General features: G+C 73.0%; 26 protein-coding genes, 5 tRNA genes and 1 pseudogene. 12 read left to right on the forward strand and 20 right to left on the reverse strand.

The features are described from left to right. Positions 1 to 166: 166 nt before the first annotated feature. Complete coding sequence (locus tag OTB19_RS08850; RefSeq protein ID WP_030011909.1) at positions 167 to 580, forward strand: SsgA family sporulation/cell division regulator; 414 nt, start codon at positions 167 to 169, stop codon at positions 578 to 580. 199 nt (positions 581 to 779) lie between these two features. Then, positions 780 to 1400, forward strand: coding sequence for a CGNR zinc finger domain-containing protein (locus tag OTB19_RS08855; protein WP_267797490.1), 621 nt, complete (start codon positions 780 to 782; stop codon positions 1398 to 1400). Positions 1401 to 1656: 256 nt separating this feature from the next. Here OTB19_RS08855 and OTB19_RS08860 read toward each other — a convergent pair whose 3' ends face one another. Then, positions 1657 to 2106 carry a hypothetical protein gene (locus OTB19_RS08860; RefSeq protein ID WP_267797491.1) on the reverse strand — a complete coding sequence of 150 codons (450 nt, stop codon included), beginning with the start codon at positions 2104 to 2106 and terminating at the stop codon, positions 1657 to 1659. A 197-nt stretch (positions 2107 to 2303) separates the two neighbouring features. On the opposite strand from OTB19_RS08860, the gene OTB19_RS08865 reads away from it, so the two are divergent. Further along, positions 2304 to 2825 carry a DsbA family protein gene (locus OTB19_RS08865; protein ID WP_267797492.1) on the forward strand — a complete coding sequence of 174 codons (522 nt, stop codon included), beginning with the start codon at positions 2304 to 2306 and terminating at the stop codon, positions 2823 to 2825. A 12-nt stretch (positions 2826 to 2837) separates the two neighbouring features. On the opposite strand, the gene OTB19_RS08870 is transcribed toward OTB19_RS08865, so the two are convergent. The 3 genes from OTB19_RS08870 to OTB19_RS08880 are packed head-to-tail and all read right to left on the reverse strand — an operon-like array spanning position 2838 to position 5600. Next, positions 2838 to 3662 carry a GNAT family N-acetyltransferase gene (locus OTB19_RS08870; protein WP_267797493.1) on the reverse strand — a complete coding sequence of 275 codons (825 nt, stop codon included), beginning with the start codon at positions 3660 to 3662 and terminating at the stop codon, positions 2838 to 2840. Between the two features lie 55 nt (positions 3663 to 3717). Beyond that, positions 3718 to 4536: an aminotransferase class IV gene (locus tag OTB19_RS08875; protein ID WP_267797494.1), complete on the reverse strand. Its 819-nt coding sequence runs from the start codon at positions 4534 to 4536 to the stop codon at positions 3718 to 3720. After that, complete coding sequence (locus tag OTB19_RS08880; protein WP_267797495.1) at positions 4533 to 5600, reverse strand: chorismate-binding protein; 1068 nt, start codon at positions 5598 to 5600, stop codon at positions 4533 to 4535. Before OTB19_RS08880 ends, OTB19_RS08875 begins: the two co-directional genes overlap by 4 nt. Positions 5601 to 5780: 180 nt before the next feature. Between OTB19_RS08880 and OTB19_RS08885 the strand changes: the two genes are divergently transcribed. From OTB19_RS08885 to OTB19_RS08905, 5 genes are all read left to right on the forward strand, one after another. Continuing rightward, positions 5781 to 5853 (forward strand) — tRNA-Gly (locus tag OTB19_RS08885). Positions 5854 to 5896: 43 nt separating this feature from the next. Further along, positions 5897 to 5970: transfer RNA gene (locus OTB19_RS08890), tRNA-Cys, on the forward strand. A gap of 1 nt (position 5971) precedes the next feature. Continuing rightward, positions 5972 to 6043 (forward strand) — tRNA-Val (locus tag OTB19_RS08895). A gap of 19 nt (positions 6044 to 6062) precedes the next feature. After that, positions 6063 to 6134 (forward strand) — tRNA-Val (locus OTB19_RS08900). Between the two features lie 50 nt (positions 6135 to 6184). Then, positions 6185 to 6259: transfer RNA gene (locus tag OTB19_RS08905), tRNA-Val, on the forward strand. Positions 6260 to 6380: 121 nt separating this feature from the next. Here OTB19_RS08905 and OTB19_RS08910 read toward each other — a convergent pair. From OTB19_RS08910 to OTB19_RS08925, 4 genes are all read right to left on the reverse strand, one after another. Further along, a complete protein-coding gene (locus OTB19_RS08910) occupies positions 6381 to 6704 on the reverse strand; it encodes a zf-TFIIB domain-containing protein (RefSeq protein WP_267797496.1) in 324 nt (107 codons plus the stop codon). Positions 6705 to 6770: 66 nt separating this feature from the next. Beyond that, positions 6771 to 7697: a phosphotransferase gene (locus OTB19_RS08915; protein WP_267797497.1), complete on the reverse strand. Its 927-nt coding sequence runs from the start codon at positions 7695 to 7697 to the stop codon at positions 6771 to 6773. Beyond that, on the reverse strand, positions 7685 to 7981 hold the full coding sequence (locus tag OTB19_RS08920; RefSeq protein WP_267797498.1) for a hypothetical protein: 297 nt from the start codon (positions 7979 to 7981) through the stop codon (positions 7685 to 7687). The genes OTB19_RS08915 and OTB19_RS08920 overlap by 13 nt, the downstream gene beginning before the upstream one ends. Before the next feature lie 336 nt (positions 7982 to 8317). Then, entirely contained in the window at positions 8318 to 8503 is a 186-nt protein-coding gene (locus OTB19_RS08925; RefSeq protein ID WP_053684373.1) for a hypothetical protein, read from the reverse strand. Between the two features lie 553 nt (positions 8504 to 9056). Here OTB19_RS08925 and OTB19_RS08930 point away from each other — a divergent pair. Beyond that, positions 9057 to 10211: a serine/threonine-protein kinase gene (locus tag OTB19_RS08930; protein WP_267797499.1), complete on the forward strand. Its 1155-nt coding sequence runs from the start codon at positions 9057 to 9059 to the stop codon at positions 10209 to 10211. 39 nt (positions 10212 to 10250) lie between these two features. Here the strand turns inward: OTB19_RS08930 and OTB19_RS08935 are convergent, their stop codons facing one another. From OTB19_RS08935 to OTB19_RS08975, 9 genes and pseudogenes are all read right to left on the reverse strand, one after another. Further along, entirely contained in the window at positions 10251 to 11081 is an 831-nt protein-coding gene (locus OTB19_RS08935; protein WP_267797500.1) for a TrmH family RNA methyltransferase, read from the reverse strand. A gap of 43 nt (positions 11082 to 11124) precedes the next feature. Next, a complete protein-coding gene (cobA, locus tag OTB19_RS08940) occupies positions 11125 to 12342 on the reverse strand; it encodes a uroporphyrinogen-III C-methyltransferase (protein WP_267797501.1) in 1218 nt (405 codons plus the stop codon). 278 nt (positions 12343 to 12620) lie between these two features. Then, positions 12621 to 15983, reverse strand: coding sequence for a nicotinate-nucleotide--dimethylbenzimidazole phosphoribosyltransferase (gene cobT / locus OTB19_RS08945; protein ID WP_267797502.1), 3363 nt, complete (start codon positions 15981 to 15983; stop codon positions 12621 to 12623). A 236-nt stretch (positions 15984 to 16219) separates the two neighbouring features. Then, entirely contained in the window at positions 16220 to 17440 is a 1221-nt protein-coding gene (gene cbiE / locus OTB19_RS08950; protein WP_267797503.1) for a precorrin-6y C5,15-methyltransferase (decarboxylating) subunit CbiE, read from the reverse strand. Positions 17441 to 17501: 61 nt separating this feature from the next. Next, on the reverse strand, positions 17502 to 18182 hold the full coding sequence (locus tag OTB19_RS08955; RefSeq protein ID WP_267797504.1) for a GNAT family N-acetyltransferase: 681 nt from the start codon (positions 18180 to 18182) through the stop codon (positions 17502 to 17504). Between the two features lie 207 nt (positions 18183 to 18389). Next, a complete protein-coding gene (locus OTB19_RS08960) occupies positions 18390 to 19253 on the reverse strand; it encodes a MetQ/NlpA family ABC transporter substrate-binding protein (RefSeq protein ID WP_267797505.1) in 864 nt (287 codons plus the stop codon). Positions 19254 to 19370: 117 nt separating this feature from the next. Further along, on the reverse strand, positions 19371 to 20039 hold the full coding sequence (locus tag OTB19_RS08965; RefSeq protein WP_267797506.1) for a methionine ABC transporter permease: 669 nt from the start codon (positions 20037 to 20039) through the stop codon (positions 19371 to 19373). Then, a complete protein-coding gene (locus OTB19_RS08970) occupies positions 20036 to 21103 on the reverse strand; it encodes a methionine ABC transporter ATP-binding protein (RefSeq protein ID WP_267797507.1) in 1068 nt (355 codons plus the stop codon). Before OTB19_RS08970 ends, OTB19_RS08965 begins: the two co-directional genes overlap by 4 nt. A 377-nt stretch (positions 21104 to 21480) precedes the next feature. Continuing rightward, positions 21481 to 21946: pseudogene (locus OTB19_RS08975) on the reverse strand (HAD-IA family hydrolase). A 68-nt stretch (positions 21947 to 22014) separates the two neighbouring features. On the opposite strand from OTB19_RS08975, the gene OTB19_RS08980 reads away from it, so the two are divergent. After that, entirely contained in the window at positions 22015 to 22383 is a 369-nt protein-coding gene (locus OTB19_RS08980; RefSeq protein ID WP_267797508.1) for a hypothetical protein, read from the forward strand. 1 nt (position 22384) lies between these two features. Continuing rightward, on the forward strand, positions 22385 to 22816 hold the full coding sequence (locus OTB19_RS08985; protein WP_267797509.1) for a hypothetical protein: 432 nt from the start codon (positions 22385 to 22387) through the stop codon (positions 22814 to 22816). A 72-nt stretch (positions 22817 to 22888) separates the two neighbouring features. Here the strand turns inward: OTB19_RS08985 and OTB19_RS08990 are convergent, their stop codons facing one another. The 3 genes from OTB19_RS08990 to OTB19_RS09000 all read right to left on the reverse strand — a co-directional run bounded on the left by OTB19_RS08990 (position 22889) and on the right by OTB19_RS09000 (position 25226). Beyond that, positions 22889 to 23395, reverse strand: coding sequence for a GNAT family N-acetyltransferase (locus OTB19_RS08990; protein ID WP_053681942.1), 507 nt, complete (start codon positions 23393 to 23395; stop codon positions 22889 to 22891). Between the two features lie 37 nt (positions 23396 to 23432). Then, entirely contained in the window at positions 23433 to 23936 is a 504-nt protein-coding gene (locus tag OTB19_RS08995) for a sigma-70 family RNA polymerase sigma factor (RefSeq protein WP_267797510.1), read from the reverse strand. Between the two features lie 123 nt (positions 23937 to 24059). Further along, positions 24060 to 25226, reverse strand: coding sequence for a glycerophosphodiester phosphodiesterase (locus OTB19_RS09000; protein ID WP_267797511.1), 1167 nt, complete (start codon positions 25224 to 25226; stop codon positions 24060 to 24062). A 189-nt stretch (positions 25227 to 25415) separates the two neighbouring features. Between OTB19_RS09000 and OTB19_RS09005 the strand changes: the two genes are divergently transcribed. Next, positions 25416 to 26165 (forward strand): lysophospholipid acyltransferase family protein, encoded by a 750-nt coding sequence (locus tag OTB19_RS09005; protein WP_267797512.1) that lies wholly within the window; start codon positions 25416 to 25418, stop codon positions 26163 to 26165. The last annotated feature ends 17 nt before the right edge of the window (positions 26166 to 26182 follow it).

The raw sequence follows: 26182 nt of genomic DNA on the forward strand, positions 1-26182 counted from the left end.
TACCCGAGCCGGATACACGCGTGAACGGTGGTTTGGATCCGCCGTTCGAGGGACCCAGAGGTCCGCAAAACGGTCAGAGGGGTTTACAACGGCACCGTAGGTGGCATGTCGATTTCGCCGACGTGCGAATCCCCGAGCGCACACTGAGCGAAAGGCCCTGGCGCTTATGAACACCACGGTCAGCTGCGAGCTGCACCTGCGCCTCGTTGTGTCGAGCGAGTCCTCACTGCCTGTTCCCGCGGGCCTGCGGTATGACACGGCCGACCCCTACGCCGTGCACGCCACCTTCCACACCGGCGCCGAGGAGACGGTCGAATGGGTATTCGCCCGCGACCTCCTCGCCGAGGGCCTCCACCGGCCCACCGGTACCGGCGACGTCCGCGTCTGGCCGTCCCGCAGCCACGGTCAGGGCGTCGTCTGCATCGCCCTGAGCTCACCGGAGGGAGAAGCACTGCTCGAAGCACCCGCCCGAGCACTCGAGTCGTTCCTCAAGCGGACGGACGCCGCGGTCCCACCCGGGACCGAACACCGGCACTTCGACCTCGACAAGGAGCTCTCCCACATCCTGGCCGAAAGCTGAGCCAGGCCTACACCGGCGCGACACCGTCCGACTCGGGGCGACGGTGCGCGTCGGACAACCACATACGGCCGTACCGGCGCTGTTCTCGCGGGAGCCAACCGCGAGGGCGGCGCCGGTGCGCTTCGCGGAGGACCCGCTAGAGTCGGCCCCCAAGTGACGGCAGGCCCGTCGTCGCAGGCCCGCCCTTCAGGGAGACCTCGTGCAGATCCCCCACGACACCCGTCGCGCGCTCGACGTCGTCGTCGCGCTGGTGAACACCGCGGCCGAGCCCGGCCGCACGGACGGGCTGCCGGACCTGGGCGCACTGCGCGGATTCGTCCGCGAGTACGCGATCAGCGACGTCGGCGAGCTCGGCGCCCGCGACCTGTCCGGGGTGCGCACGGTGCGCGGCAAGTTCGCCAAGGTGTTCGCGGCGCCGAACTCGCGCGCGGCCGCCACGCAGATCAACGAACTGGTGGCCACGGCGGGCACGACGCCCCGCCTGACCGACCACGACGGCTACGACTGGCACGTGCACTACTTCGCGCCCGGCGCCTCGCTGGGTGACCACCTGGCCGCGGACGGCGGCATGGCGCTGGCCTTCATCGTGGTCTCCGGCGAGGAGGAGCGGCTGCGCCGCTGCGAGGCACCGGACTGCCGGCGCGCCTTCGTGGACCTGTCCCGGAACCGGTCGCGTCGCTACTGCGACAGCCGGACCTGCGGGAACCGGTTGCACGTGGCGGCCTACCGGGCGCGTCGCAAGGAAGCGGACGCGCACGGGTCAGAGCAGGAAGAGGTCGTGCACGGCGGCGAGCAGCAGCAGGGTTCCGATCACCCCTAGGAAGATCATCAAGGGCGGCTGGGAGAGCGCGAAGAGACAACCGCGTCCTTCTGGGGCGACGGGGGCCTCGGCGACGGGGGCGGGAGCCTGCGGCTCACCCTGCGATGTGTCGAGCATGTCGGGGCGATGATCGCGCAGCGCGCCCCGATCCGGCACTCAACACGCCAACGAACACGCGGGAGTTCGTCAGTTCCCGTCCGTTCGTACACGCCCCGCCCGCGCCTCGGGGCCCGGCCCCGGCGGGGGCCCGACCGGATCAGATGCCGTGCTTCTTGAGGATGGCCTCGATGTCGGAGAAGTCGTCCGCGGGGGCCGCCGGGGCCTGGCCCGCGGCGGGCCGGGGCACGCCGGCGCCGAGGGAGGGCGCGGAGGCGTTCGGGGCGACGGCCTCGGGTGCCTGACGGCCCTTGGCGGCCCTGGGCTCCTCCGCAGGCTTCCCGCCCTTGGCGAGCGCCCGGCGTTCGACGGCGCGGGTGGTCATGAAGAGCAGCCAGGACAGACCGAGGAGCCCGAAGCCGATCCAGACGGACGGCTTGAAGACCATCCCGGACACCCACTCCACGACGCCCGTCAGCACCAGGGCCACGGGGATGAGCGAGTAGGCGGCGATCCGGGTGGCGGCCAGGAAGCGCTTGCGGTAAGCCGTCACCGCGGCCAAGCCCAGGCCCGCCGCGGACACCGCGGAACATGTGGTCTCGGCAAGCATGCTGTCCTCCAGGGCAGGGCTGTGAGTCAGGCTTGGGCGTTCTGTCCCTATCCATCCTGCACCGGGCGATGCCGCCGCGGCCACGTCCGGAACCGATCCCGCGGCGATCTCCGGGTCATCTCCGGGTCGCGCCTCCTCCCCGGGTACCGGTGGGTGGGGGTGCTCGGAGGTCCGGACACTGCTGGGAGACTGTTCCCATGACCGATTCCCACGCCCCCGCCGCCTCCCCCGCCCCCGTCGTCCTGGAGGTGTGGTGCGAGCTCCAGTGCCCCGACTGTCACGCCGCCCTGGAGGACGTGCGCGCCCTGCGGGCCCGTTACGGCGACCGGCTGGACATCGTGCTGCGCCATTTCCCGCTGGAGAAGCACAAGCACTCCTTCGCCGCCGCGCAGGCCGCCGAGGAGGCCGTGGAGCAGGGCCAGGGCTGGCCGTACGCGGAGGCCGTGCTGGCCCGCACCGCGGAGCTCACCCGGGTCGGCGAGCCCGTCCTGCTGGACGTGGCACGCGAACTCGGCCTGGATGTCGAGGAGTTCGACACCGCGCTGGTCGACGGGCGGCACATCCTGATCGTCGACGCCGACCAGGCCGAGGGCAAGGCGATCGGCGTGACCGGCACCCCGACGTACGTGATCGGCGGCGAACGCCTCGACGGCGGCAAGAGCCAGGACGGCCTGCGCGCCCGCATCGAGGAGATCGCCGACCGCCTGCTGGCCCTCTGACCGGGTTCTCGCTCAGAGCAGGTCCTTGGCGAGGTTCAGGCGGGTCGTGCGGTAGCCGAGGGACTCGTAGAGCCGTCGGGCCGGGGTGTTGGTGGTGAAGACGTGGAGCGCCAGGGTCCGTTGGCCGTCGGCGAGGGCCACGCGTTCGGCGAGCAGCATCAGGTCCCGGCCGTGGCCGCGCCCGCGGTGCTCCTCGGCCACCTCGACGTCGAAGACGTACGCGCCCTCGTCGAGCCGCGCGATCCACAGGGTCCCGACGGTGGCGCCGCCCGCCTCCAGGACGGACAGCGAGACGCCCGGACTGGCCAGTCCCCGGGGCAGGTTGGTGTCGTGGTCGGCCTCCGACTTGGCGGCCGCGGCCTGGGGGGACATGCCCCGCTCGACCCAGAGCGCGGCGTAGCTCGCGCGGGCGAGGGCCTCCCACTCCTCGTACTCGGCCGGCGTCATGGGCCGGCCGGTCACCCCCTCGCGCGCGGCGGGCGGCTCGGCGGGGAGTTTCTTGGCCATGTTCCGGCCGTGCTCGACGTACCCGAGGGTCTCGACCAACCGCCGGCCGCCCGCCGAGTCGGCCGGCACCGAGACGCGGACCCGACGGCAGCCCCAGCCCCGCAGCACCTCCTCCGCGGCGAGCGCCGCGACGGTGGCCCGGCCCCGCCGGCGGTCGGGCTCGTCGACGGCGAGGTCGCGGATCTCGCCGACGGCGGGCCCGAAGGGGGTGTCCGTGGCGATCGTCAGCGCGCCGACGCGCCTGCTGTTGACGCGGATCTCGTACGGGCGCGAGCGCGCGCCCCCGTCGCTCTGCTGAAGCGGCCCGCTCGGCCGCAGGGTGGTGGTCATCGTCGAGTTCTACCCGCCGGGCGGCCGCCGCGACAGTGCCCGCCCCCGACGGCGGCTACGGATCGAGGTCCGCGCCCGCCTGCTCGTCGAAGATCCGCATCGCGCGGGCGGTGACCGGCCCGGGGCCGGCGAGTTCTCGCCCGTCGATCCGGTGGACGGCCTGGACGTCGCGCAGGGTCGAGGTGAGGAAGACCTCCTCGGCGTGCTCCAGGGCGTCGAGCGGCAGATCGGTCTCCTTGGCACCGATCCACCGCGCGGTCAGGGCCCGGGTGATGCCCGCGAGGCAACCCGAGGAGACCGGCGGGGTGTGCGCCTGTCCGTCGAGAACCACGAAGACGTTGGAGCCGGTGCCCTCACAGAGCCGTCCGACGGTGTTGCCGAACAGGGCCTCGCTGGCCCCGCCCGCGTGCGCGCGGGCGAGCGCCACCACGTTCTCGGCGTACGAGGTGGTCTTCAGCCCGGTCACGGCCGAGCGCTCGTTGCGCACCCACGGGACGGTGATCACGGCGGTGGTGTCCGGGCGGCGAACCGTCGGACCGACCGCGACGACCAGGGTGGGACCGGCCTCCCCGCGATCGGATCCGAGCGGGGACACCCCGCCGGTGTAGGTGATCCGCAGCCGACCGAGCGGCATCGGGTTGGACTTCAGCACCTCGGCGCAGGCCCGGCGCACCTCGTCGAGGTCGGGGTCGGGCAGGCCGAGGCCGCGCGCCGAGCGGGTCAGCCGGTCCAGGTGGCGGGTGAGCGCGAAGGCGTGCCCGTCGCTCGCCCGGAGCGTCTCGAAGACGCCGTCCCCCACGGTCAGCCCGTGGTCCAGCACCGACACCTTCGCGTCGTCCACGTCCCGCAATGTGCCGCCGAGCCAGATCTTCACCGCACGCTCCCCGCGCTCAGCCCGTGCGTCTCGGGCGTGCCGGAGGCGACGCCGAGCAGCCGGGCGGCCTTCAATTCCGTTTCCGCCCATTCGCGGTCCGGGTCGGACCCCCAGGTGATCCCCGCGCCGGTGCCGAAGCACAGGCGGGGTCCGCCCGCTGCCGCGCGGTCGATCCAGAAGGTCCGGATGCCGACGGCGAGCTCGGCGGTGCCCTGATCGGCGTCGACCCACCCGATGCCGCCACAGTAGGGGCCGCGCGGGGCGGTCTCCAGCTCTTCGATGATCCGCAGCGCGGAGGATTTGGGGGCGCCGGTCACCGAACCGGGCGGGAAGGTCGCGCCGAGCAGCTCCGCCCAGCCCGCGCCCTCGGCGAGTTCGCCGCTGACGGTGGACACGAGGTGGACCAGCCCGGGGTGCTCCTCGACCTCGCACAGGGCGGGGACGGCGACGGAGCCGGTGGCGCAGACGCGGCCGAGGTCGTTGCGTACCAGGTCGGCGATCATCACGTTCTCGGCGTGGTCCTTGGGGAGCAGGTCGGCCACCGTCCGGCCGGTTCCCTTGATGGGGCCCGACTCCACGTGACGGCCGCTGCGGCGCAGGTACAGCTCGGGCGAGGCGGTCGCGATCTCGACGCCGCGCGCCGGCAGCCGAATCGTTCCTGCGTAGGGCGCCGGGTTGCCGCGCGCGAGCAGTGCGGTGAGGGCGTCCACGTCGGCGGTGGCCGCGTCGGGCAGCGGCGCGGACATCACCCGGCACAGGTTCGCCTGGTAGACCTCGCCCTTCGCGATGTACTCGCGCACGCGCCGGACGCCGGCCACGTACGCGGCGCGGTCGAGCGAGGAGACCCAGCCGTCGGCGGCGGGACCGCGCCAGGCGCCGGGCACCGGCGCGGGAACGGGGTCGGGGCGTACGTCGCCGAACCGCGCGCAGACCAGTCGACCCTCGAAGTCGGCGGCCACGGCCCAGAAGCCGGTGGAGTCGAGGGCGGAGGGGTCGCTGGTGACATCGCGGAGATCGGTCGCGAGGCGGCCGCCGAAGCGGGCCAAGGGGGGCAGGTCGTGCACGGCTGCGAGTCTATGACCGGTGACGGGATCCCGCCGGTGAGGTGACGGCCGGGTGACCGGCGGTGATCGACCGGCAGCACGCTGCGGAAACGCGTTTTTGAGCTGGCCCGGGAATCCGCTAGAGTTCAACACGTCGCCAGGGAGCGAAGGGGCAACCCCCCGGAGCAAACACGGTGACCTGCGGACGTAGCTCAGTTGGTAGAGCACCACCTTGCCAAGGTGGATGTCGCGAGTTCGAGTCTCGTCGTCCGCTCGAAGTGGGGGATCATCTTCCCGAGAACCCCCCACGGCTCCATGGTGGAGTGGCCGAGAGGCGAGGCAACGGCCTGCAAAGCCGTCTACACGGGTTCAAATCCCGTCTCCACCTCCAAGGACGATTAGCTCAGCGGGAGAGCGCTTCCCTGACACGGAAGAGGTCACTGGTTCAATCCCAGTATCGTCCACTGGTCCGCAAGGATCCCCGCGCGATTAGCTCAGCGGGAGAGCGCTTCCCTGACACGGAAGAGGTCACTGGTTCAATCCCAGTATCGCGCACGCAGTATCATCGTAAAGCGTGCTTTACTTGCGGCCGTCAAGCCGTTCCCGCGCGATTAGCTCAGCGGGAGAGCGCTTCCCTGACACGGAAGAGGTCACTGGTTCAATCCCAGTATCGCGCACCATCCGGAAGCCCCGGCCGTCTCGACGGTCGGGGCTTCCGCGTTGTCCCGGCGGGTGTGCCCGCAGGTTCGCCGGCCGGTCGGGGCCCGTGTGCGTACCGGGCCCCGGACTCGGCGCGCGGCGTCAGGAGGAGAACAGCATCCGGCCGAAGCCGCCGCGGTGGTTCTTGCCGTGACCGTGGCCGTGGCCGTAGCCGCCGTGCTGCTGCGGGGCGCCCCAGGCCGGCGCGGGTGCGGGGGCTCCATGCTGGGCCGGGTAGGGTGCGGGCGGCGCGGCGGGCGGCGGGACCTGGCCGTACTGCTGGGAGGTGTACTGCGACTCCAGGCGGGTCAGCGCCTCCAGCTCGCCGTAGTCGAGGAAGATGCCGCGGCAGCCGCTGCACTGCTCGATCTGGACGCCGTTGCGGTTGTAGGTGTGCATCATCGCGTGACACTTCGGACACTGCATGACCGGATCAACTCCTCGCCGTGTACGTCACCACCGGAGGGGTGCCCCGGTGGCGTGGGGCTCACCCTACGACGGAGGCTGCGGCTCCAACTCGGGCGGGAGGGCGGAAATTCGGGCACAGGAGTCCACCATCAGCCGCTCCCCCTCGTCGAGGTCCCGGTTCCCGGCCGCCGCCTTGGCCAAGGCGAGGGCGGCGGTCTGTACGGTCAGGGCCCGGTAGGCGTCGAGGAAGCACAGCCAGTCCTCGGGGGCGAGCAGGCCGGCGGCGTACCAGGCGGCGGGGCGGGCCAGGTCCCAGGCGGGGACGCCGAGTCCGAGGTCGTCGACGTCGATGAGCCGCCAGGCGCCGTCCGGGGCCGGGCAGCGCACCAGTTGCCCGAGGTGCAGGTCCCCGTGGCACAGGACCCCGCCGCGGGGCGGCTCACCCACCCCGCGCGCCCACCCGGGCAGGGTCCGCGCGGCGTTCCACACGGCCCGGGCGTCGGCGGGGCCCGGGACGCCCCCGGGAACCGGGGGCGCGGCGTCGGGCAGGGCCCTGGCGAGGCGGTGCAGGGCGCGGGCGACCTTGGCCGGGCCGCGCATCGGCGGAACCGGTCCGGGGAGCGTGTGCACGGGGACGCGGTGGAGGGCCGCCAGGAGTCGGGCGACCTCCTCCCACGGGGCGTCCTCGGGGCGCGCGGGATCCACCGGGGCTCCGTACGGCCACAGCGAGACGGGGCGTCGCAGGACGTGGCCGGCCTCCACGGTCAGCGGCGGCAGCAACACCTCGGCCAGCGCCCGCTCCCCCGCGATCCGCATCCGTACGGCGAGACCGCCCCGGTCGGTGTCCTCGGCGTGCGCCTTGACCACGGCGGCGCCGCAGCGCACGACGGTGCCGTCGTCCCGGTCGGCGAGGAGGACGTACGGGTGGGGCGCGGTGTCGGGCCACACGGTGGAGGCGTACGCGGCGAGGGCGGCGGGCAGGCCCGCCGGCCGGTCGTTCAGCGGAACCATGCGGTCGTCCCGTCGATGTGGAGCAGGAAGTCGGCCAGCGGCCCCGAGGGGGAGACGAGCGTCAGCGTCCGCGCGATGGGGGCGTAGGCGGCGTCGAACCGTTCGTCGTAGACCTCGGCGGCCATCGTCTCCCGGACGGCGTCGAACCACGGCTTCACCTCGGCGAAGGCGGGCTCGGCGGTGAAGCGGCCGTACATCCAGGGGAAGTCGGTCTCCTCCACGGTGATCGTGCCGAGCAGCACGTCCTCGCGCATCAGGCGCCAGGTGGCGTCGTCCTGGGTCATGGTGGCCGGCTCCGGTGTCGCCCCGCCGCCGCCGGGCGCGGCCGCGGTCCCAGGAGGAGGTTACGGACTCGGGTGCGGGTTGGGGTGTCCGGAGCGCGGCCGTGTCCCGCTCGTCGGGGGGCGGTCGCACGGGCGTCGCAGGAACGTCGCACGGACCTCGCGGGGAAAGCGCGGGGCGGATGAGGACGGGGGTCGCATGAAAAAGGGTGCTGCCCGTCCGACTCCCCAGTCGTACGGGCAGCACCCTTCACCTGCCGTCCGTCGCGCCCCCGTCCCCACGGGGTTCGACAGGCCGATGTCCCGGTCCGGGCCGCTCTCCCGGACCCGGGGCGCCGCTCAGCGCCCCAGCATCGCGCCCACGGACGACGCCTGCGCCGCCACCTGGTCGAATCCTCCGAAGACGAAGAGCAGGACGGCGGCCAGGGGGAGGACCATGGCGGCGGCCACCAGCGGGTGCCGCTTGCCGGACTCATGGCCGTTGAACGCGAATGCCTTGCGTCCCTGCCGTGCGATGTCCGCCATGGCCCTTCTCCCTGTCGTTTGGCAGCGGCGGGCTTGTGACCTCGGGGGACGAGTGCGCCACCCGCCGCTTGTCTTCAACACTAGGCGGCCGGCGGGCGCCTGGCCTCATGCCTCCGTACCCATTGGCAGGCCTCCAGGAGGATGACGGGGTCACCCCCCGCCTACTCCCCTGGGTGGAGACCGACCCCCCGCCGTGAGGGTCATCCCGGAGGGGATGACCGGAGGGTAGTGACTTCGCTCACTTCCGTCACTCCCCGCACACGCGCGTCCTCCCGCGTGATGTGGATCAAGCCGGCGGCGACTCCGCGCGAGATCCACTCCGGCAGGGCCGCCGGATCCGCCCGGAACGGGGCCAATCCCCTTGCTCGTACGGCCGTTTGGGCTTCCGCCGGCCGGTGGGGCGAAGCACCGCGGATTCGTCTGAACAACCCTCAAGTGGCTTGCTCCGCACTGACAATCGAATCTCCCGGCGAGGGCGCGGCCTCTGAGCGCCGATGGCGGATGGTCCGTAAGCTGTGGCACGTCAGCAGGACGACCGGGCGGCGGGGTGGACATGGCGATGATGCGGCTCCGGCGCGAGGACCCGCGTGTCGTCGGTTCGTTCAGGCTGCACCGGCGGCTCGGCGCCGGCGGCATGGGCGTGGTCTACCTGGGCTCCGACCGGCGCGGACAGCGTGTCGCGCTCAAGGTCATCCGGCCGGATCTGGCGGAGGACCAGGAGTTCCGCTCCCGTTTCGCCCGCGAGGTGTCCGCCGCGCGGCGGATCCGGGGCGGGTGTACGGCGCGGCTGGTGGCCGCCGACCTGGAGGCCGAGCGGCCCTGGTTCGCGACCCAGTACGTCCCGGGCCCCTCCCTGCACGACAAGGTGGCCGAAGAGGGCCCGCTCACGGCCGCGCAGATCGCCGCGATCGGCGCCGCGCTGTCGGAGGGCCTCGTCGCCGTGCACGAGGCGGGTGTCGTCCACCGCGACCTCAAGCCCTCGAACATTCTTCTCTCCCCCAAGGGTCCGCGGATCATCGACTTCGGGATCGCGTGGGCCACCGGGGCGAGCACCCTCACCCATGTGGGCACCGCCGTCGGCTCCCCCGGCTTCCTCGCGCCCGAGCAGGTGCGCGGGGCGGCCGTCACCCCCGCGACCGACGTGTTCTCCCTCGGCGCCACCCTCGCCTACGCGGCGACCGCCGACTCGCCCTTCGGGCACGGCAGTTCCGAGGTCATGTTGTACCGGGTGGTGCACGAGGAGCCCCACCTCCAGGGGGTTCCGGACGCGCTCGCGCCGCTCGTGCGGGCCTGCCTCGCCAAGGATCCTGAGGAGCGGCCGAGCACCCTCCAGCTGTCGATGCGGCTGAAGGAGATCGCGGCGCGCGAGGCGCAGGGGCTGGGCGAGGCCCGGCCGCCGGCGCAGCGCGGACGTACCGATCGGTCGCCCGCCGAGGAGTACGTGGACCAGCGGACGGAGCGGCGTACGGGCGGCAACACGATCCCCCGGGCGACGGGGCCGCACAGCGGACCGCACTCGCGGCCCTCGTCCCCCCGCAACCCCGGCTCCACGGCGGGCCGTACGGGCGGGCGGCCAACGCCGCGGACGACCGGGACGGGGCGGCGGCCGTCGCGGCCGGACCCGAAGCTGATGCGGCAGCGGCTGATCGTGTTCATCGTGGTGACGCTGGTCGTGGCGCTGGGGATCGCCGCCGCGCAGAAGCTGTAGCGGGGTCCCGCGGGGCCTGGCCCGGCGGGACCCCGGGCGCTACGCCTGTGGGGACGCGGGCGGGCGGGTCGCGTAGAAGGCGACGGCGGAGGCCGCCGCCACATTGAGCGAGTCGATGCCCTCGGCCATGGGGATGCGCACCCATTCGTCGGCGGCCCGCAGGGCGTACGTGGACAGGCCGTGCCCCTCCGAACCGAGCATGATCGCGGAGCGCGCGAACCGCTCCGGCGGCACCTGGTCCAACGGGGTGGCCTTCTCGCTCGGCGTCATGGCGAGGATCCGGTAGCCCGCTTCGCGGACCTTCTCCAGGTCGGCGGGCCACTGGTCCAGGCGGGCGTACGGCACCGAGAAGACCGAGCCCATCGAGACCTTGATGGCACGCCGGTACAGCGGGTCCGCGCAGTCCGGGGAGAGCACTATGGCGCTGATCCCGAGGGCGGCGGCGCTGCGGAACGCGGCGCCCAGGTTGGCGTGGTCGACGAATCCCTCGAACACGCCGATCCGCTGCCCCGTCGACTCCTGCGCGAGCAGTTCCTCGGCGGTGGGCAGCGGCTTGCGCTGCATCGAGGCGAGGGCGCCGCGGTGCACGTGGTAGCCGGTGACGCGTTCGGCGAGCTCGGGCGTGACCGCGTAGACGGGGGCCGGGAGTTCGTCGATGACGTCGCGCATGACGTCGACCCACTTGGCGGACAACAGCATCGAACGCATCTCGTACCCGGCGTCCTTGGCCCGTCTGATGACCTTCTCGCCCTCGGCGATGAAGAGGCCTTCGGCGGGCTCGCGCCGACGTCTCAGTTCGACGTCGGTCAGGCCCGTGTAGTCGCGCAGGCGGGGGTCGTCGGGGTCTTCGACGATGATGAGATCTGCCACAGGGTGATACTGCCTTGTCCTGGGTGTGGTGCCAACGGCCCGGTCAGGCGCTGGGGGTGTGAACCGCGACGACCGCGCCGATCACGATGACCGCGGGCGGGCGGATCTCCTCGGCGCGCACCGTCTCCCCGACCGTGGCGAGGGTGGCGTCGACCCGGCGTTGGGCGGCGGTGGTGCCCTCCTGGACGACCGCGACGGGGGTGTCGGCGGGGCGGCCGTGGCGGATCAGGGCCTCGGCGATCAGGCCGATCTTGTCGACGCCCATGAGGATCACCAGGGTGCCGGTGAGCTTGGCCAGGGAAGCCCAGTCCACGAGCGAGCGCGGGTCGTCGGGGCCGACGTGGCCGCTGACGACGGTGAACTCGTGTGCCACGCCGCGGTGGGTGACCGGGATGCCGGCCGCGCCCGGGACGGAGATGGAACTGGAGATGCCCGGCACGACGGTGCAGGGGATGCCGGCCTCCGCGAGGGCCTGGAGTTCCTCCATGCCGCGGCCGAAGACGTACGGGTCCCCGCCCTTGAGTCGGACCACGGCCTTGCCGGCCTTGGCGTGCTCGACGAGGGCGTTGTTGATGGCCTCCTGGGCCATGAACCGGCCGTACGGGATCTTCGCGGCGTCGATGACCTCGACGTGCGGCGGCAGTTCGTCGAGCAGGTCACGGGGGCCGAGCCGGTCCGCGATGACCACGTCGGCCTCGGCGAGCAGCCGGCGGCCGCGCACGGTGATCAGGTCGGGGTCGCCGGGGCCGCCGCCGACGAGGGCCACGCCGGGGGCGGACCGGTGTCGGTGGCCGGGGGCGGCGAGGGTGCCCTCGCGCAGGCCCTCCAGGATCGCGTCGCGGACGGAGGCGGAGCGGCGGGGGTCGTTGCCGGTCAGCACGGCGACGGTGACGCCCTCGACGCGGCCGGTGGCCGGGGTCCAGGCGGTGGCTGCGGAGGCGTCGTCGGCGCGCACGCACCAGACGCGCTCGCGCTCGGCCTCGGCGGAGGCCCGCTCGTTGTCCTCGCGGTTCTGGGTGGCGATCAGGGCGTACCAGGCGCCGGCGAGGTCGCCGTCCCGGTAGCGGCGGCGCTCCCAGCGGATCTCGCCGGTCTCCGCCATGGCGTCCACGGAGGGCGTGGCGGACGGGGAGACGAGCAGGACGTCGGCCCCGGCGGCGATGAGCGCGGGGAGGCGTCGCTGGGCGACTTGGCCACCGCCGATGACGACGACGCGGCGGCCGGCCAGGCGGAGTCCTACGGGGTAGGCGGGATGTGCCATGGCGGTGCGGCTCCTGATGCGGCGGGGTGGGGGCCGCTGCGGCGCTGAAGCGGCTGGTGGGGCGGGGTGTGGTGTGCCCGGGTCCACGATACGACCCGGCAGCCGACCGGTCCTTCCGGGGGCCGGTGCCCGGTCCGGCGCGACGGGACCGCGTCGAGACCGTGCGGTCGGGCCCGGCGGGGGCCGACCGGGCCGGGGGGCGGAGCCCGGAGGACCGGCCCCGGCGCCCCGGGCGGGGCGTCGGTGCCGGGACGGGTCGCTCCCCCGGCCGGGGCCGGCTACTTCTCGGTGACGCCCGCCGAGTCGAACGTGGCGACCTCGTGCATCGCGCGGGCGGCGCTCTGTACCAGGGGCAGGGCCAGCAGGGCGCCCGTGCCCTCGCCGAGGCGCAGGTCCAAGTCGACCAGGGGGCGCAGGCCGAGCTTGTTCAGGGCGGCCACGTGGCCCGGCTCCGCGCTGCGGTGGCCGGCGATGCACGCCGACAGGGCCTCCGGGGCGATCGCCCGGGCGACCAGGGCGGCCGCGCCGGCACTCACGCCGTCCAGGATGACCGGCGTACGGAGCGAGGCCCCGCCGAGCAGGAGTCCGACGATCGCCGCGTGTTCCAGGCCGCCGATGGCCGCCAGGACGCCGATCGGGTCGGCCGGGTCGGGCTGGTGGAGTTCCAGGGCGCGCCGTACGACCTCGACCTTGCGGGCGTGCGTCTCGTCGTTGATGCCGGTGCCGCGTCCGGTGACCTCGCCCGGGTCGACCCCGGTGAAGACCGAGATCAGGGCCGCCGACACCGTGGTGTTCGCGATGCCCATCTCGCCGGTGAGCAGCGCCTTGTTGCCGGCGGCGACCAGGTCGCGGGCGGTCTCGATGCCGACCTCGATGGCCGCGATGGCCTCTTCGCGGGTCATCGCCGGTCCGACGGACATGTCGGCCGTGCCCGGTCGGACCTTGCGCGGCAGGAGTCCGGGAGTGGCGGGGAGGTCCCCGGCGACACCGACGTCGATGACGCAGACCTCGGCGCCCACCTGGTTGGCGAAGGCGTTGCAGACCGCTCCGCCGCCGAGGAAGTTGGCCACCATCTGGGTGGTGACCTCCTGCGGCCAGGGGGTCACGCCCTGGGCGTGCACCCCGTGGTCGCCGGCGAAGATCGCGACGGCCGCGGGCTCCGGGATCGGGGGCGGGCAGACCCGCGACAGGCCGGCGAGCTGCGCGGAGATGATTTCGAGCATGCCCAGGGCCCCGGCGGGCTTGGTCATGCGCTTCTGTCGCTCCCAGGCCTCGCCGAGCGCCTTCGCGTCGAGCGGGCGGATGCCGGCGACGGTCTCGGAGAGCAGGTCGTGCGGTTCGGCGCCGGGCAGCGCGCGGCGCCCGTACGTCTCCTCGTGGACGACCCAGGCCAGCGGCCGGCGCTGGGACCAGCCGGCCTGCGCAAGCTCGGGCTCCTCGGGGAACTCGTCGACGTACCCGACGCACAGGTAGGCGACGACCTCCAAGTGCTCGGGCAGGCCCAGTTCGCGGACCATCTCGCGCTCGTCGAAGAAGCTGACCCAGCCGACGCCGATGCCTTCGGCGCGGGCGGCGAGCCAGAGGTTCTCGACGGCGAGGGCCGAGGAGTACGGCGCCATCTGCGGCTGCGTGTGCCGGCCGAGGGTGTGGCGGCCGCCGCGGGTCGGGTCGGCGGTGACGACGATGTTCACCGGGGTGTCGAGGATGGCCTCGATCTTGAGTTCCTTGAACTGCTTCGCCCGGCCCTTGGGGAGGGACTTGGCGTAGGCCTCGCGCTGGCGCTGGGCGAGTTCGTGCATGGTCCGGCGGGTCTCGGCGGACCGGATGACGACGAAGTCCCAGGGCTGGGAGTGGCCGACGCTGGGTGCGGTGTGGGCCGCCTCCAGGACGCGCAGCAGCACCTCGTGCGGGATCGGGTCGGAGCGGAAGCCCTTGCGGATGTCGCGGCGTTCGCGCATGACGCGCTGGATGACGTCGCGCTCGGCCTCGTCGTAGCCGGCGGGGGCCGGTTCGCCGACGGGGGCGGCGGCGAGGGGCTCGGGCGCCTCGGCCTCGACGGGTTCGGCGGCCTCCGGGGCCTCGGGGGTCTCCGGGGCCTCCTCGGGCACGACCGCGACGGGGTGCGCGGGCTCGACGGGCTGCGGCGCGGGCTCGACGGCCTGCGCGGCTTCCTGCGGCTCGGCGGACTCGGCGGCGGCCGCCTCGACCTCGGCTTCCTCCACCTCGGCGGGGGCGACGGGGGCGACCGGCGCGGCCGTTGCCTCGGGTACGACGACGGGCTCGGCGGGCGGGGCCGCTTCCACCGGCGCCGGCTCCGCGGCCTGGGGCTCGACCGGCGCAGCCACGGCTTCGGCGCTCTCCACGACTTCGGCGGGCAGCGGCTGCGGCTCGACCGGCGCCGCGACGGCCTCGGGCGCGGCCGGCGGCGCGGTCTCGACGACGGGCTGCGGGATCTCGGGCGCGGCCTCCACCACGGCGGGCGGGGGCTCGACCGCGACGACCGGTTCCGGGGCGGGCTCGGGCTGCGGTGCGGGCGCCGTGCCGGCCTCCGCGGGCGCCGGGGCCTCCACGGCGTCGGCGGGCGCGGGGACCTCGGCGGGCGGGGCCGTCTCGACGGGTTCGACGGCCTCGGCCGCCGGCTCCGGGACGACGGCGGGCTCGGGCTCGTTCGCCGGGACCGGCGCGGCCTCGACCGGCGCGGCCTCGGCGGCCCGCACGGGCTCCACCGGGGTCTCGGACTCGGGCTCCACCGCGGCGGCTACGGGCTCTGCCTCGGCCACGGGCTCGGGGGCCGGGAGGATCGGCTCGGCGGCCCAGGGGGCGCCGGCCTGCGGCGGGATCTCACCCTGCGGCGCGGCGGGGGCGGGGACGTCCTCGGCGCGCGGGATGTCCAGGTACTCGGGGCCCGTGGTCGGCGGCCCGGCCTGGCGGATCGGCATCGGCGTCACGGGGGTCTGCGGCGCGGCGGCCGGACCCCGGTCGGCGAGGGAGCGTACGAGTCCGCCGGCCTCGGGGACGGGCGGGCCCATGTGCAGGGGGCGCCGGGAGGGGGTCGCGGGAGCCGGCGGGACCGGCGGCGCGGCGGGCGACGGGATCAGCAGGCCGCCGAGGTCGAGCGAACCGGAGTCCCGGCCGCCCGCCTCGTGGGCACCGGCACTGTAGAACGGCTCCGGCTGTCCGGCGTCGGGGAAGCCCGGATGCGCGGGCTCGGCGTGCCCGGGCGCGGCGGCCTCGGGGTGGACGGGCGCGGGCTCGGTGTAGGCGGGCGCCGCCGGCTCGGGGAACCGGGGCGCGGCGGCCGGGTCGGCGTACGCCGGGGCGGCCGTGGCGTCGGCGTACGGGCCGGTCGGGGCCGCGGACTGCTGCGCGTACTGCTCGTACGCGGGGGCCTCGTCGTACGCGGGGGCCGACTCGATCGGGAACGCGGGCGGCGGGACCAGCTGCGGGTCGCTCCACGCGCCCTGGCCGCTCGGCATCAGCAGCAGTTCCTCGTCCTCCGGCTCGGCCGGATTGTCCACGAGGTCCTGGAAGGCGTAGCCCGCCGGGATCTGCGGCGGGACCGGGGCGGGGATGCTCTGCTGATCCACCATGCCCGCGTTGTCCGGGTGGCCCTCGCCCGGAACCTGGCCGGTGTCAGTCATGCGTACCCCTCGCCCATCGGTGTTGCCTCTTCGATCGCCCGACGCCCACGTGACCAACGAGCGGGGTCGCCGTGCGTCGCGTTCGCGTCACGCCCGTACACACGACAACCACTGAGCATTGTCGCGCTCGCCGGCCACCGTGTCGGCCGGAAATCACCACGGTCCGTTGTGGACTGCGCCACGTCGCGTGGTCTGTGGGCGGTACGCCGATCGGTCAGCCTACCCCGGGCCCTTCCTCAGGTCCTGTCCGGGCGGTTCGCAGGGCGTTCGGCGGCCAGCAGGAAGACGACGGAACGCTGTCGTTCGGTCCAGGAACGGGTGTCGAGGCCGACGGACTGGAGCAGCGCGCACTCGACGGCGTACCCGTGTTCGGTGAGGGTGCGGCCGATGGCCTCGGCCTCGTCGCGGGTCGAGGCGTGGCTGACGATCCGCTCGGGGCGCCGGTCCGCGACGGCGGCGACGACCTCGGCTCCGCCTCCGCCGACCCGCACGACGTCGGGTTCGGGGAGGTCTTCGAGGACGTGGGGCGCGCGACCGTTGACGATCTGGAGCTGTGTGCCGCGACCGCGGGCGGCGGTGGCGAGGCGGGCGCAGGCGTGCGGGTCCGCGTCGACGGCGATGACGGCGGCGCCGAACGCGGCGGCGTCCAGGGCGAGGGTGCCGGAGCCGGTGCCGATGTCCCAGACGAGGTCGCCGGGGCGCGGGCCGAGTCGGGCGAGCTGGGCGGCCCGCAGCAGGGCGGACTCGCCCTCGCCGGTGTCGGCCTGCGGTCGGGCCCAGCCCCGGTCGCCGCCGGCCGCGACGCCCTGGCCGAGCAGCCAGCCGGGGTCGGCCGCGACGCCGCCGGCCTGGGCGGCGCCGCCGATGACGATGACGACGTTGGGGTCGCGCCAGGTGTGGTCGGCGACCCGGTCGGAGGTGAGGACGGTGACCCGTTCCCGTTCGGTGCCGAGTTCCTCGCAGATGACGAAGGTCCGGTGGACTCCGCCGAGCAGCAGGGCCAGTTCGGCGGGGCCCGCTCCGGGTGAGGTGAGGACGGCGACCTTGCCGTGGGCACGGCAGACGTTGACGGCGCGGCGCAGGGTGCGGGGGTGGGCCACGACGACCTGGGCGTCGTCCCAGGGCATGCCGGCGCGGGCGAAGGCGGCGGCCACGGCCGAGACGGCGGGGACCACCTCGACTTCGAGGCCGTGTTCGGGGGCGCGCAGGGTGCGTACGACCCCGAAGAAGCCGGGGTCGCCGTCGGCCAGGACCACGGCGGTGCCGCGGTGGCCGGCGATCCGGCGGGCGGCGAGGCCGAGGCTGCCGAGGCGGATGCGTTCCGCGCCGGGGGGGATCTCGGGGAGCGCGAGGTGGTGGGCCGCGCCGGCCACGAGGGTGGCGGCGGAGAGCGCGGACCGGGCGGCCGCGGTCAAGGGCGAACCGTCCCAGCCGATCACCGTGACCCGGTCGGCCATCGTCGTCAGTCTCCTGGGATGCGTCGGGGGGCGGGCACGGTGAGACTACCTGGTCATCGGGTCAGCTCCAGTCGGCCCCGACGGGGTATCCGCTCGCGTCGGCGCGCTGCCCGAACGCGTGCTGGTCCCCGTAGCCGGGGTAGCCGTCGTAGCCTTCGTCGTCGTCGAGGTCCTCGGGGACCAGGCCCCAGACGATGAGGTCGCTGCGGGTCTCGGTCCAGCCGCCGGCGCCGGTCTGGGTGCGCACTATGCAGGCGTTGCGCAAGACGCCCTCGCTGATGCAGCCGATCTTCTGGGCGACCTGTTGGGAGGCGGTGTTGTCGGCGGCGGTGCGCAGTTCGAGGCGCTCGAACCCCCGGTCGCGGAAGAGCCATTGGGCGACGGCGAGCACGGATTCGCTCGCGTAGCCCTCGCCCCGGGCCCAGGGGGCGGTGACGTAGCCGACCTCGGTGGTGAGGGTTCGCCAGTCGGTGTTCATCAGGCGGACGGCGCCGACGAGGCGGTGGGTGAGGAACTCGGTGACGGCCAGGACGATCCCGCGGCCCTCGGTGCGTTCGGCGTGGGAGTCGCGGGCGGCCCAACGGTGCGCGTCGGCGTGGGTGTACGGGTGCGCGGCGGTGGTCCAGGCGGTGACGTGTTCGTCGTTCATCATCTCGGCGAGCGCGGTGACGTCCTCCACCTCGAAGGGGCGCAGCACCAGCCGGTCCGTGCTGATGGTGACGTCCGGGAAGGTGGTAGTCATGCGCAGCTCCATGCCTGAGACCGTGGTGCGACCGTGGTGCAGTGCGCCGTGGTGCAGTGCGACCGTGTTGCGGGATCGTTTGTGCGGGTCGTAGGCCACAGCATGCAGCATCGGCCGTGGGTTGTGCAGGGCCGGGTTGCCCGGAAGCGGGCAGCGCGCGGCCCCGCACGCCGGCGGGGGCGTGCGGGGCCGAAGTACCGCCGTGCGTCAGGCCTTCGGGGCGCCGAAGGCGGGGACGACGGAGCCCTGGTACTTGTCCTCGATGAACTTCTTGACCTCGTCGGAGTTCAGGAGCTTGGCGAGCTTCTGGACGCGCGGGTCGTTCTGGTTCCCGTCCTTGACGGCGAGGAAGTTGGCGTAGGGGTTGCCCTCGGCCTTCTCCAGGACCAGCGCGTCCTTGGCGGGCGCGAGGTTGGCCTCGATGGCGTAGTTGCCGTTGATGATGGCGGCGTCCACGTCGTTCAGGGCGCGGGGGACCGTGGCGGCCTCCAGCTCCTTGAACTCCAGGCCCTTCTTGTCGGTGATGTCGGACAGCTTGGCGCTGGTGCCGACACCCTCCTTGAGGGTGATCAGGTTGTTGGTGGCCAGCAGTTGGAGCGCGCGGCCTTCGTTGGTGGTGTCGTTGGGGACGGCGATCGTCTGGCCGGGCTTGATGTCACCGATGGCCTTGATCTTCTTGGAGTAGAGGCCGAGGGGCTCCAGGTGCACGTTCACGACGGGCACGATGTGCGTGCCGTTCTTCTTGTTGAAGTCGTCGAGGTACGGCTTGTGCTGGAAGTAGTTGCCGTCGACCTGGCCCTGCTCGGTGGCGGTGTTGGGCAGGACGTAGTCCGTGAACTCCTTCACCTCCAGCTTGAGGCCGTTCTTGGCCGCCAGCTTGTCCTTGACGAAGTTCAGGATGTCGGCGTGCGGGCTCGGGGACGCGGCGATGACCAGCGCCTTGCTCTCGTCCGCCTTGCCGCCGTCGGTCTTGGCGGAGGACGGGTCCGAGGAGCTGCCGCAGGCGGTGAGGCCGAGGGCGAGCGCGGCGGACGCGGCGGCGAAAGCGGTGAGCTTGATGTTCTTACGCACGAAGAGTGCCTTTCATTGCTTGCAAGGGCGCGGATCGCGCGCGGGTCTTGCGGGGTGGTGGCCCAAGCACGACAAGTGCGGGCTCTCTGGGGGTGGGGGTACGGGGGGCCTGGTGGTTCAGGCCGTCCGGCCGCGGCGGGCGAGGACGCGTACCACGCCGTCGCCGATCAGCTGGATCACGGTGACGAGGGCGATCAGGACCACGACGGTGGCGACCATGAAGCCGGTCTCGAAGCGCTGGAAGCCGTACGTGATGGCCTTGGAGCCGAGTCCCTCGCCGCCGACGGCGCCCGCCATGGCGGAGTAGCCGACGAGGGTGATCACGGTGGTGGTGACGCCGGCGATCAGGGAGGGCAGGGCCTGGGGCAGCAGGACCTTGCCGACCAGGGTCGGTACGCCGCCGCCCATGGACTCGACGGCTTCGACGAGGCCGTGGTCCACCTCGCGGACGGCCGTCTCGACGAGCCGCGCGAAGAAGGGGATGGCGCCGATGGCGAGCGGGACGATCATGGCGGTGGGGCCGATGAAGGTGCCGACGACCGCCGTGGTGACCGGGATCAGGAAGATCAGCAGGATGATGAACGGCAGCGAGCGGCCGATGTTCACGATCACGCCGAGGACCTTGTTGAGCGGCTGGTTCTGCAACAGGCCGCCCTTGTCGGTGAGGACGAGGAAGATGCCGATGGGCAGGCCGCCGACCACGGTCACCAGGGTGGACCACAGGACCATGTAGAGGGTGTCGTACGTGCCCTGGGTGAGCAGGGGCTGCATCTCGGACCAGGTCACTTGGCACCTTCCTTGACCAGTGCGTCGGTGATCGTGTTGACCGCGGTCTGTACGTCCTCGACCTCGTCGACCACGTCGATCTGGAGGCCCTGCTCCCGGAGGAAGCCCACGGGGACCACGTTGTCCTCGTAGCGGCCGGGCAGCTCGATCCGCATGCGGCCGATCTGTTTCCCGCCGACGGTGTCCATCGCGGCACCCAGGATCGATATGTCGATGTTGTAGGTCCGCGAGAGCTGGGAGATGACCGGGCGGGTCGCCGCTTCGCCGTGGAAGGTGACGTCGACGACCGTGCGGTCGGGGCCGCCGGCGACGCCGCTGACGGGGAACAGTTCGGCGGCCAGCTCGGAGCCGGGGGTGGCCAGCAGTTCCGAGACGGTGCCGGACTCGATGACCCGGCCGTTCTTCATCAGCGCGGCGGAGTCGCAGACGGCCTTGACCACGTCCATCTCGTGGGTGATCAGGAGGACGGTCAGGCCGAGCTGTCGGTTGAGGTCGCGCAGCAGTTGCAGGATCGAGCGGGTGGTCTCGGGGTCCAGGGCGCTGGTGGCCTCGTCGGAGAGCAGCACCTTGGGGTCGCCGGCCAGGGCGCGGGCGATGCCGACGCGCTGCTTCTGGCCGCCGGAGAGCTGGGCGGGGTAGGCCTTGGCCTTGTCGGCGAGGCCCACGAGGTCGAGGAGTTCGACGGCCTTGCGCGAGCGCTCGCGGCCGGAGATCCCGAGGATCTCCAGGGGCAGCTCGATGTTGGCCTGCACGGTGCGCGAGGACAGCAGGTTGAAGTGCTGGAACACCATGCCGATGCGGCTGCGGGCCTCGCGGAGTTCCTTGCCGGCGCGGCGGCCGCGGCCGGCGAGCGCGGTGAGGTCCACGCCGTCGACGGTGACGGTGCCGGTGGTGGGGCGCTCCAGCAGGTTCACGCAGCGGATGAGGGAGGACTTGCCGGCGCCGCTCTGGCCGATGACTCCGTAGACCTCGCCCTCGCGGACGTGGAGATCGACGCCGTCCAGGGCGGTGACCTCGCGGCCACGGGACTGGTAGACCTTCGTGAGGCCCGATGTGGTGATCACAGGAATTCCGTCGCTGTCGAGTGCACGGCGGTGCGGGGTGCCGGGCACGGGGCAAACATCAGGGGACGCGTCACGGGGCGAACCATCACGAAACGGCGATGGCGGCGCGTGCGCGGGGCAGGAGCGTTCCGGGTGTCACACGGTGGTGCCGGACGGGGCTCGGCCGGTCTCGCTTCGGGGCGCGAGACTGCTGGGAGGGGGCCCTCAGAAGGCGCACATTCGACACATACAACGAGCACCGGGCGTCGTGGTCGCCTCGGTCGCAAGGGTGCGGCTGCTCGTCGTGGTCATGGCCCCAGTAAAGCAGACCTGTCACGTGACCGATCAATACAGTCCGGATAGCGGACGAATATCGACCACATTCCGGACAACTTCGATCAGTCTCGGCCGTCCGTCCGGATCGTCACACCGGCGGCCGTGACCTGCGCGGACACGGCCGGGAGGTCCCGCACGACCACGTCCGCGTCGAGCGGCGGCGGTGTGCGCTGTGGTCAAGGCCACGGTCCGCATGCCGGCCGCCCGACCGGCGTCCAGGCCGGCGGGGGCGTCCTCGAAGACCACGCAGCGGGCCGGGTCGACCCCGAGCCGGGCGGCGGCCGGCAGGAAGGGTTCCGGGTCGGGCTTGCCGCGGGTGATGTCGTCCGCGGCGGCGGCGGGCCGGCCGTGCAGCTCGACGGCCGCGAAGGCCTCCTCGGTGATCCCGTGCTCGCGGGCCCATCGGTTTCAGCAGCGGCGCACCGACTCCGTGGACGAGACCAGCGTGCCGTCGTTGTCGAACAGCAGGGCGTCGACCTGCGTGACGCAGGTGCCCGCGGGTGTGTCGTGCGCGTCTTCAGGCTTCATGCCTTCCAGGAAGGCCCGCGCCGAGGGGTGAGCGCATCGGGTCTTTCGGCCCGTAATACCCTCGCTGCATGCTCGACGCCCTGACGGTCGCCATCGGTGTGGCCGCACTCGCTCTCGCCGCCTGGTGCGGTCACGCCGCGCTGCGGGACCAGCCGACCAAGGACTGGCACTTCATCGGCATGGCCGTGGTGACCGTGCTGGTCTTGGCCCAGCTGGTGATCGGCCTGGTGCAGCTGGGTCGCGGTGAGAAGGCCGACGAGGGCACGGTGATCTTCGTGGCCTACCTGCTGGGCGCCTTCGCGGCGGTCCCGGCGGCCGGGATGCTCTCGCTCACCGAGCGGACCAAGTGGGGTTCGGTGACGGTGGCCGCGGGTGCGGTCGTCCTGGCCGTCCTCGAAGTACGCCTCTACGACATCTGGGGAACCGCCGGTGCCTGACATGCCCGACACCGATTCCGCCGCGGCCCCGCCGGCCGCGGCGCGCGAGCGACTGGTCTCCGGGCCTGGCCTGCTGCTGGTCTGGCTGTACGGGGTGATCACGGTCGGCGCGGTCTCGCGGTCGGCCTACCAGATCTCCACCGAGTTCGACCGGGCCCCGCTGCCGTACGCCCTGTCGGCGGTGGCCGCGCTGGTCTACGCCTTCATCACGTACTCGCTGGTGCGCGGCGGGGAGACGGCCCGCAAGGCGGCGCGGATCTGCTGCGCCGCCGAGCTGACCGGCGTACTCGTCGTGGGCACCTGGACGCTGGTGGAACCCGACGCCTTCCCGGACGCGACCGTGTGGTCGGACTTCGGGATGGGCTACCTGTTCATCCCGGTGATCCTGCCGATCACCGGGATGCTCTGGCTGCGCCGGCGCCGGCAGGGCTGAGGACAAGGCCCCGGCCGGCGGTGACGGTCGACCGACCCGGGCGAGGGGCGGCCGACCCGAGGTGACGGGAGGTCAGGCGCTGACGGCGAAGTCCGAGGCGTCCTTCGCCTCCTTCTCCAGGATCACCAGGTGCACGCCGTCGGAGGCGGTGCGGTCGCCGACCCGGGTGTAGCCCGCCTTGCGGTACAGCCGCAGGTTGGCCTCGCTCTTGTGGCCGGTGTGCAGCCGGAAGCGGCTGGTCTCGCCGTCGCCCGTGAGCGCCGCCTCGACCGCGCGCAGCAGTCGGGCGCCGAGGCCGTGGCCCTGGAGTCGGGGGTGGACGCAGAGCTTGGCGATCCTGCCCGTGCCGTCCTCGTCCACGTTGCCGCGGACGGTGCCGACGACCTCGTCGCCGAGTCGGGCCACCAGCACGGTGTCCGTCTCCAGCTCCGCCTTGAGGGAGTCGAGCGACTGGGTGAGCGGTTGGATGAGGTAGTTGCCGTAGAGCTCGGCCTCGCTCTGGAACGCCAGGTACTGCAGCTTGAAGATCTGCTCCGCGTCCTCGGCGGCCGCCGCCGAAATGGTCACACTCATGCCCATGTGCGCATGCCTCCCGCTCACCTGGTGGCCCGTTGGTCTATCGCTCCCTTCCCCGCAGGTCAGGAGCCGCAACCTCTGCAGCCAGCATTCTGCGCAGACATCCCAGGCAACGGGAACGTACGGGTCCCAAACTTCCTTGTGAGATACCCAACTCTCCTGCGATTTCACGGTAGGTGAGGTCCCTGGGCGAAAGAAGTGCCCCTATGAGTTCCGGACAACGTCCGGGCAACCGGGCGACAGCCGATCGGAGGACGCGGTTGACCTCCCCGTGCAGGGCGGCGTCCTCCGGTTCGGCGCCGGCGCTGCCGGGGCGGGCGCCGTAGGGGACTTCGCGCCGCGCCCGGCGGCGCGCCCCGCGCGCCTCGGCGCGCACGGCCCGGCGCAGCCAGCTCGCGCGGTCGGCGGGCTCCGGGGCGGGTCCGCCCTCCAGCAGCCTGACCCAGACGGCTTGTTCCAGGTCGGCCGCGTCCACTCCGGCGGCCGGGGCCTCCGCTGCCGCCTCGGCGGAGAGCAGCGGTCCGATTTCCTTCAGCAGGTCCATGCCGGGCGGGACGCGGGGGTCCCGCCCGGTGGTTTCCGCGCCGGGCCCGGAACACTCGTACGAGAAACTCCGCGTGCCCGTTGACGCGTTCGGCCGGTGTTCCGCCCGGGGGGCGGGGTCGCGTCAGCGGCGTCCGCCGCGGCCCGGGCGGAAGTCCTCGGCCGCGAGCAGCCCCGTGTCCGGGTTGTCGGTGAAGATGCCGTCGATGCCCAGTTCGAAGTACCGGCGGAAGGCGCCGAAGGCGTCCCCGTAGTCGGCCGGGTCGGTGCCCTTGCGGTATTCGGCCGGCAGGAAGGTGTTCTCGTTCCGCGCGGTGTAGGGGTGCAGCACCAGTCCGCGCGCGTGGGCGTCGCGCACCAGCGTGGTCGGAGTGCCGAGCCTGCCGTCCGCGGTGCGCGGCACGATCAGGTCGAGGGTCGGCCCGATCCCCTGGGCGAAGCCGGCGATCCACTTCAGGCCGCCGGGCGTGACCAGGTCGGCGACCGTGCGCGGGTCGCCGGCGACCTCGAAGTCCCACGGGCGGGTGTTCGCGGCCGACAGCAGCACCACGCGGGGCGCCGAGACCAGCCGGGCGAGCCGCTGGATGCTGGACGGTTCGAACGACTGGAGGAAGAGGGGCGCGTCGCGGCCGTCGCGGCCGTACCGGCGCAGCAGTCGGGCCAGCGGCTCCTCCAGGCCCAGGCCCAGCCCCCGGAAGTAGGTGGGGTGCTTGGTCTCGACGTGCAGCCAGATCCGCCTGCCCCGGCGTTCGCCCTCGCGGTCCGCCCAGCGCAGCACCTCCTCGAAGGTGGGCACGGCCCACCGGCCGTCGTAGAGGGTGTTGCGCCGACGGACGGCGGGGATGCGTTCCTTGGCACGGAGCGTCTTCAGTTCGGCGAGGGTGAAGTCCTCGGTGAACCAGCCCGTGACGGAGACCCCGTCGACGGTCTTGGTCACGCGCCGGGAGGCGAACGCGGGGTGGTCGGCGACGTCGGTGGTGCCGCCGATCTCGTTCTCGTGGCGGCACACGAGGTGGCCGTCCTTGGTGGGGACGAGGTCCTGCTCGATGACGTCGGCGCCCAGGTCGAGGGCCAGCCGGTACGAGCCGAGGGTGTGCTCGGGCCGGTAGCCGGAGGCGCCCCGGTGGCCGATCACGGTCGGGACGGGGAGGTCCCGGTAGCCGCCGTGGCCCGTGCCCGCGTTCGAGGTCGCCGCCGCGGCGGTCGGGGCCGGGAGTCCGACGAGTCCGCCTCCCGCCGCCAGGACCGCCGCTCCCAGTACCGCGCGTCGCGCCGTCCCACCCTGCGTCATGACCGCCACTCCCCGTTCGGACAAGGGCCGGTGGTCCCGGGACCCCTGTTGGCCCGGTGTCAGACGGCCCGAATCGGCGTGCCGATGGTAGGCAGCGGTCGATGGCCCGGAGGGGCCGGCTGGCCGAACTTGGCGCGAACGCGCGTCAACACTGCGTATCCGACACGTGAACCCGATGTGCGATCAGTGATGACCCGCGAGTATCGTCCTCACCTGCACTACCACTGTGTGGTGCGAAACCCGCGTTTCGATGCCGGAGGGCTCACGTTGTTCCGTACCGCGCTCATCAAGGCCACCGTCGGACCCGTCATGCGGCTGATGTTCCGCACCAAGGTGGAGGGCATCGAGAACATTCCGGGCACCGGGGCGGTGATCCTGGCGGGCAACCACCTCACCTTCATCGACTCGATGATCCTGCCCCTGGTGTGCGACCGGACGGTGCACTTCATCGGCAAGGACGAGTACGTGACGGGCACGGGCCTCAAGGGTCGCGTGATGGCCTGGTTCTTCACCGGCTCCGGCATGATCCCGGTGGACCGCGACGGTGCCAACGGCGGGGTCGCGGCCCTGATGACCGGTCGCCGGATCCTCGAAGAGGGCAAGATCTTCGGCATCTACCCCGAGGGCACCCGCTCCCCCGACGGCCGGCTCTACCGCGGCCGCACCGGCATCGCCCGTCTGACCCTGATGACGGGCGCGCCCGTGGTCCCGTTCGCGATGATCGGCACGGACAAGCTCCAGCCCGGCGGCAAGGGCATGCCCCGCCCGGGGCGGGTCACCCTGCGCTTCGGTGAGCCGATGGAGTTCTCCCGGTACGAGGGCATGGACCGCGACCGCTACGTGCTGCGCGCCGTCACCGACTCGGTGATGGCCGAGGTCATGCGCCTGTCCGGCCAGGAGTACGTGGACATGTACGCCACCAAGGCGAAGGCCGCCTGATCGTCCGCCGCGCCGCC

Origin of the sequence: Streptomyces sp. H27-H5 (assembly GCF_026627505.1) — a bacterium.
In the GTDB taxonomy this organism is placed as follows: domain Bacteria; phylum Actinomycetota; class Actinomycetes; order Streptomycetales; family Streptomycetaceae; genus Streptomyces.

Excerpts from the sequence above, each read along its gene's own strand:
- cobA (WP_267797501.1), bottom strand. The coding sequence starts at position 12,342 with ATGGCACATCCCGCCTACCCCGTAGGACTCCGCCTGGCCGGCCGCCGC.
- OTB19_RS08955 (WP_267797504.1), bottom strand. The coding sequence starts at position 18,182 with ATGACTACCACCTTCCCGGACGTCACCATCAGCACGGACCGGCTGGTG.
- OTB19_RS09005 (WP_267797512.1), top strand. The coding sequence starts at position 25,416 with ATGACCCGCGAGTATCGTCCTCACCTGCACTACCACTGTGTGGTGCGA.
- OTB19_RS08870 (WP_267797493.1), bottom strand. The coding sequence starts at position 3,662 with ATGACCACCACCCTGCGGCCGAGCGGGCCGCTTCAGCAGAGCGACGGG.
- OTB19_RS08925 (WP_053684373.1), bottom strand. The coding sequence starts at position 8,503 with ATGGCGGACATCGCACGGCAGGGACGCAAGGCATTCGCGTTCAACGGC.
- OTB19_RS08910 (WP_267797496.1), bottom strand. The coding sequence starts at position 6,704 with ATGCAGTGTCCGAAGTGTCACGCGATGATGCACACCTACAACCGCAAC.
- OTB19_RS08860 (WP_267797491.1), bottom strand. The coding sequence starts at position 2,106 with ATGCTTGCCGAGACCACATGTTCCGCGGTGTCCGCGGCGGGCCTGGGC.
- OTB19_RS08980 (WP_267797508.1), top strand. The coding sequence starts at position 22,015 with ATGCTCGACGCCCTGACGGTCGCCATCGGTGTGGCCGCACTCGCTCTC.
- OTB19_RS09000 (WP_267797511.1), bottom strand. The coding sequence starts at position 25,226 with ATGACGCAGGGTGGGACGGCGCGACGCGCGGTACTGGGAGCGGCGGTC.
- OTB19_RS08930 (WP_267797499.1), top strand. The coding sequence starts at position 9,057 with ATGGCGATGATGCGGCTCCGGCGCGAGGACCCGCGTGTCGTCGGTTCG.
- OTB19_RS08865 (WP_267797492.1), top strand. The coding sequence starts at position 2,304 with ATGACCGATTCCCACGCCCCCGCCGCCTCCCCCGCCCCCGTCGTCCTG.
- OTB19_RS08850 (WP_030011909.1), top strand. The coding sequence starts at position 167 with ATGAACACCACGGTCAGCTGCGAGCTGCACCTGCGCCTCGTTGTGTCG.
- OTB19_RS08915 (WP_267797497.1), bottom strand. The coding sequence starts at position 7,697 with ATGGTTCCGCTGAACGACCGGCCGGCGGGCCTGCCCGCCGCCCTCGCC.
- cbiE (WP_267797503.1), bottom strand. The coding sequence starts at position 17,440 with ATGGCCGACCGGGTCACGGTGATCGGCTGGGACGGTTCGCCCTTGACC.
- OTB19_RS08985 (WP_267797509.1), top strand. The coding sequence starts at position 22,385 with ATGCCCGACACCGATTCCGCCGCGGCCCCGCCGGCCGCGGCGCGCGAG.
- OTB19_RS08990 (WP_053681942.1), bottom strand. The coding sequence starts at position 23,395 with ATGGGCATGAGTGTGACCATTTCGGCGGCGGCCGCCGAGGACGCGGAG.
- OTB19_RS08920 (WP_267797498.1), bottom strand. The coding sequence starts at position 7,981 with ATGACCCAGGACGACGCCACCTGGCGCCTGATGCGCGAGGACGTGCTG.
- cobT (WP_267797502.1), bottom strand. The coding sequence starts at position 15,983 with ATGACTGACACCGGCCAGGTTCCGGGCGAGGGCCACCCGGACAACGCG.
- OTB19_RS08995 (WP_267797510.1), bottom strand. The coding sequence starts at position 23,936 with ATGGACCTGCTGAAGGAAATCGGACCGCTGCTCTCCGCCGAGGCGGCA.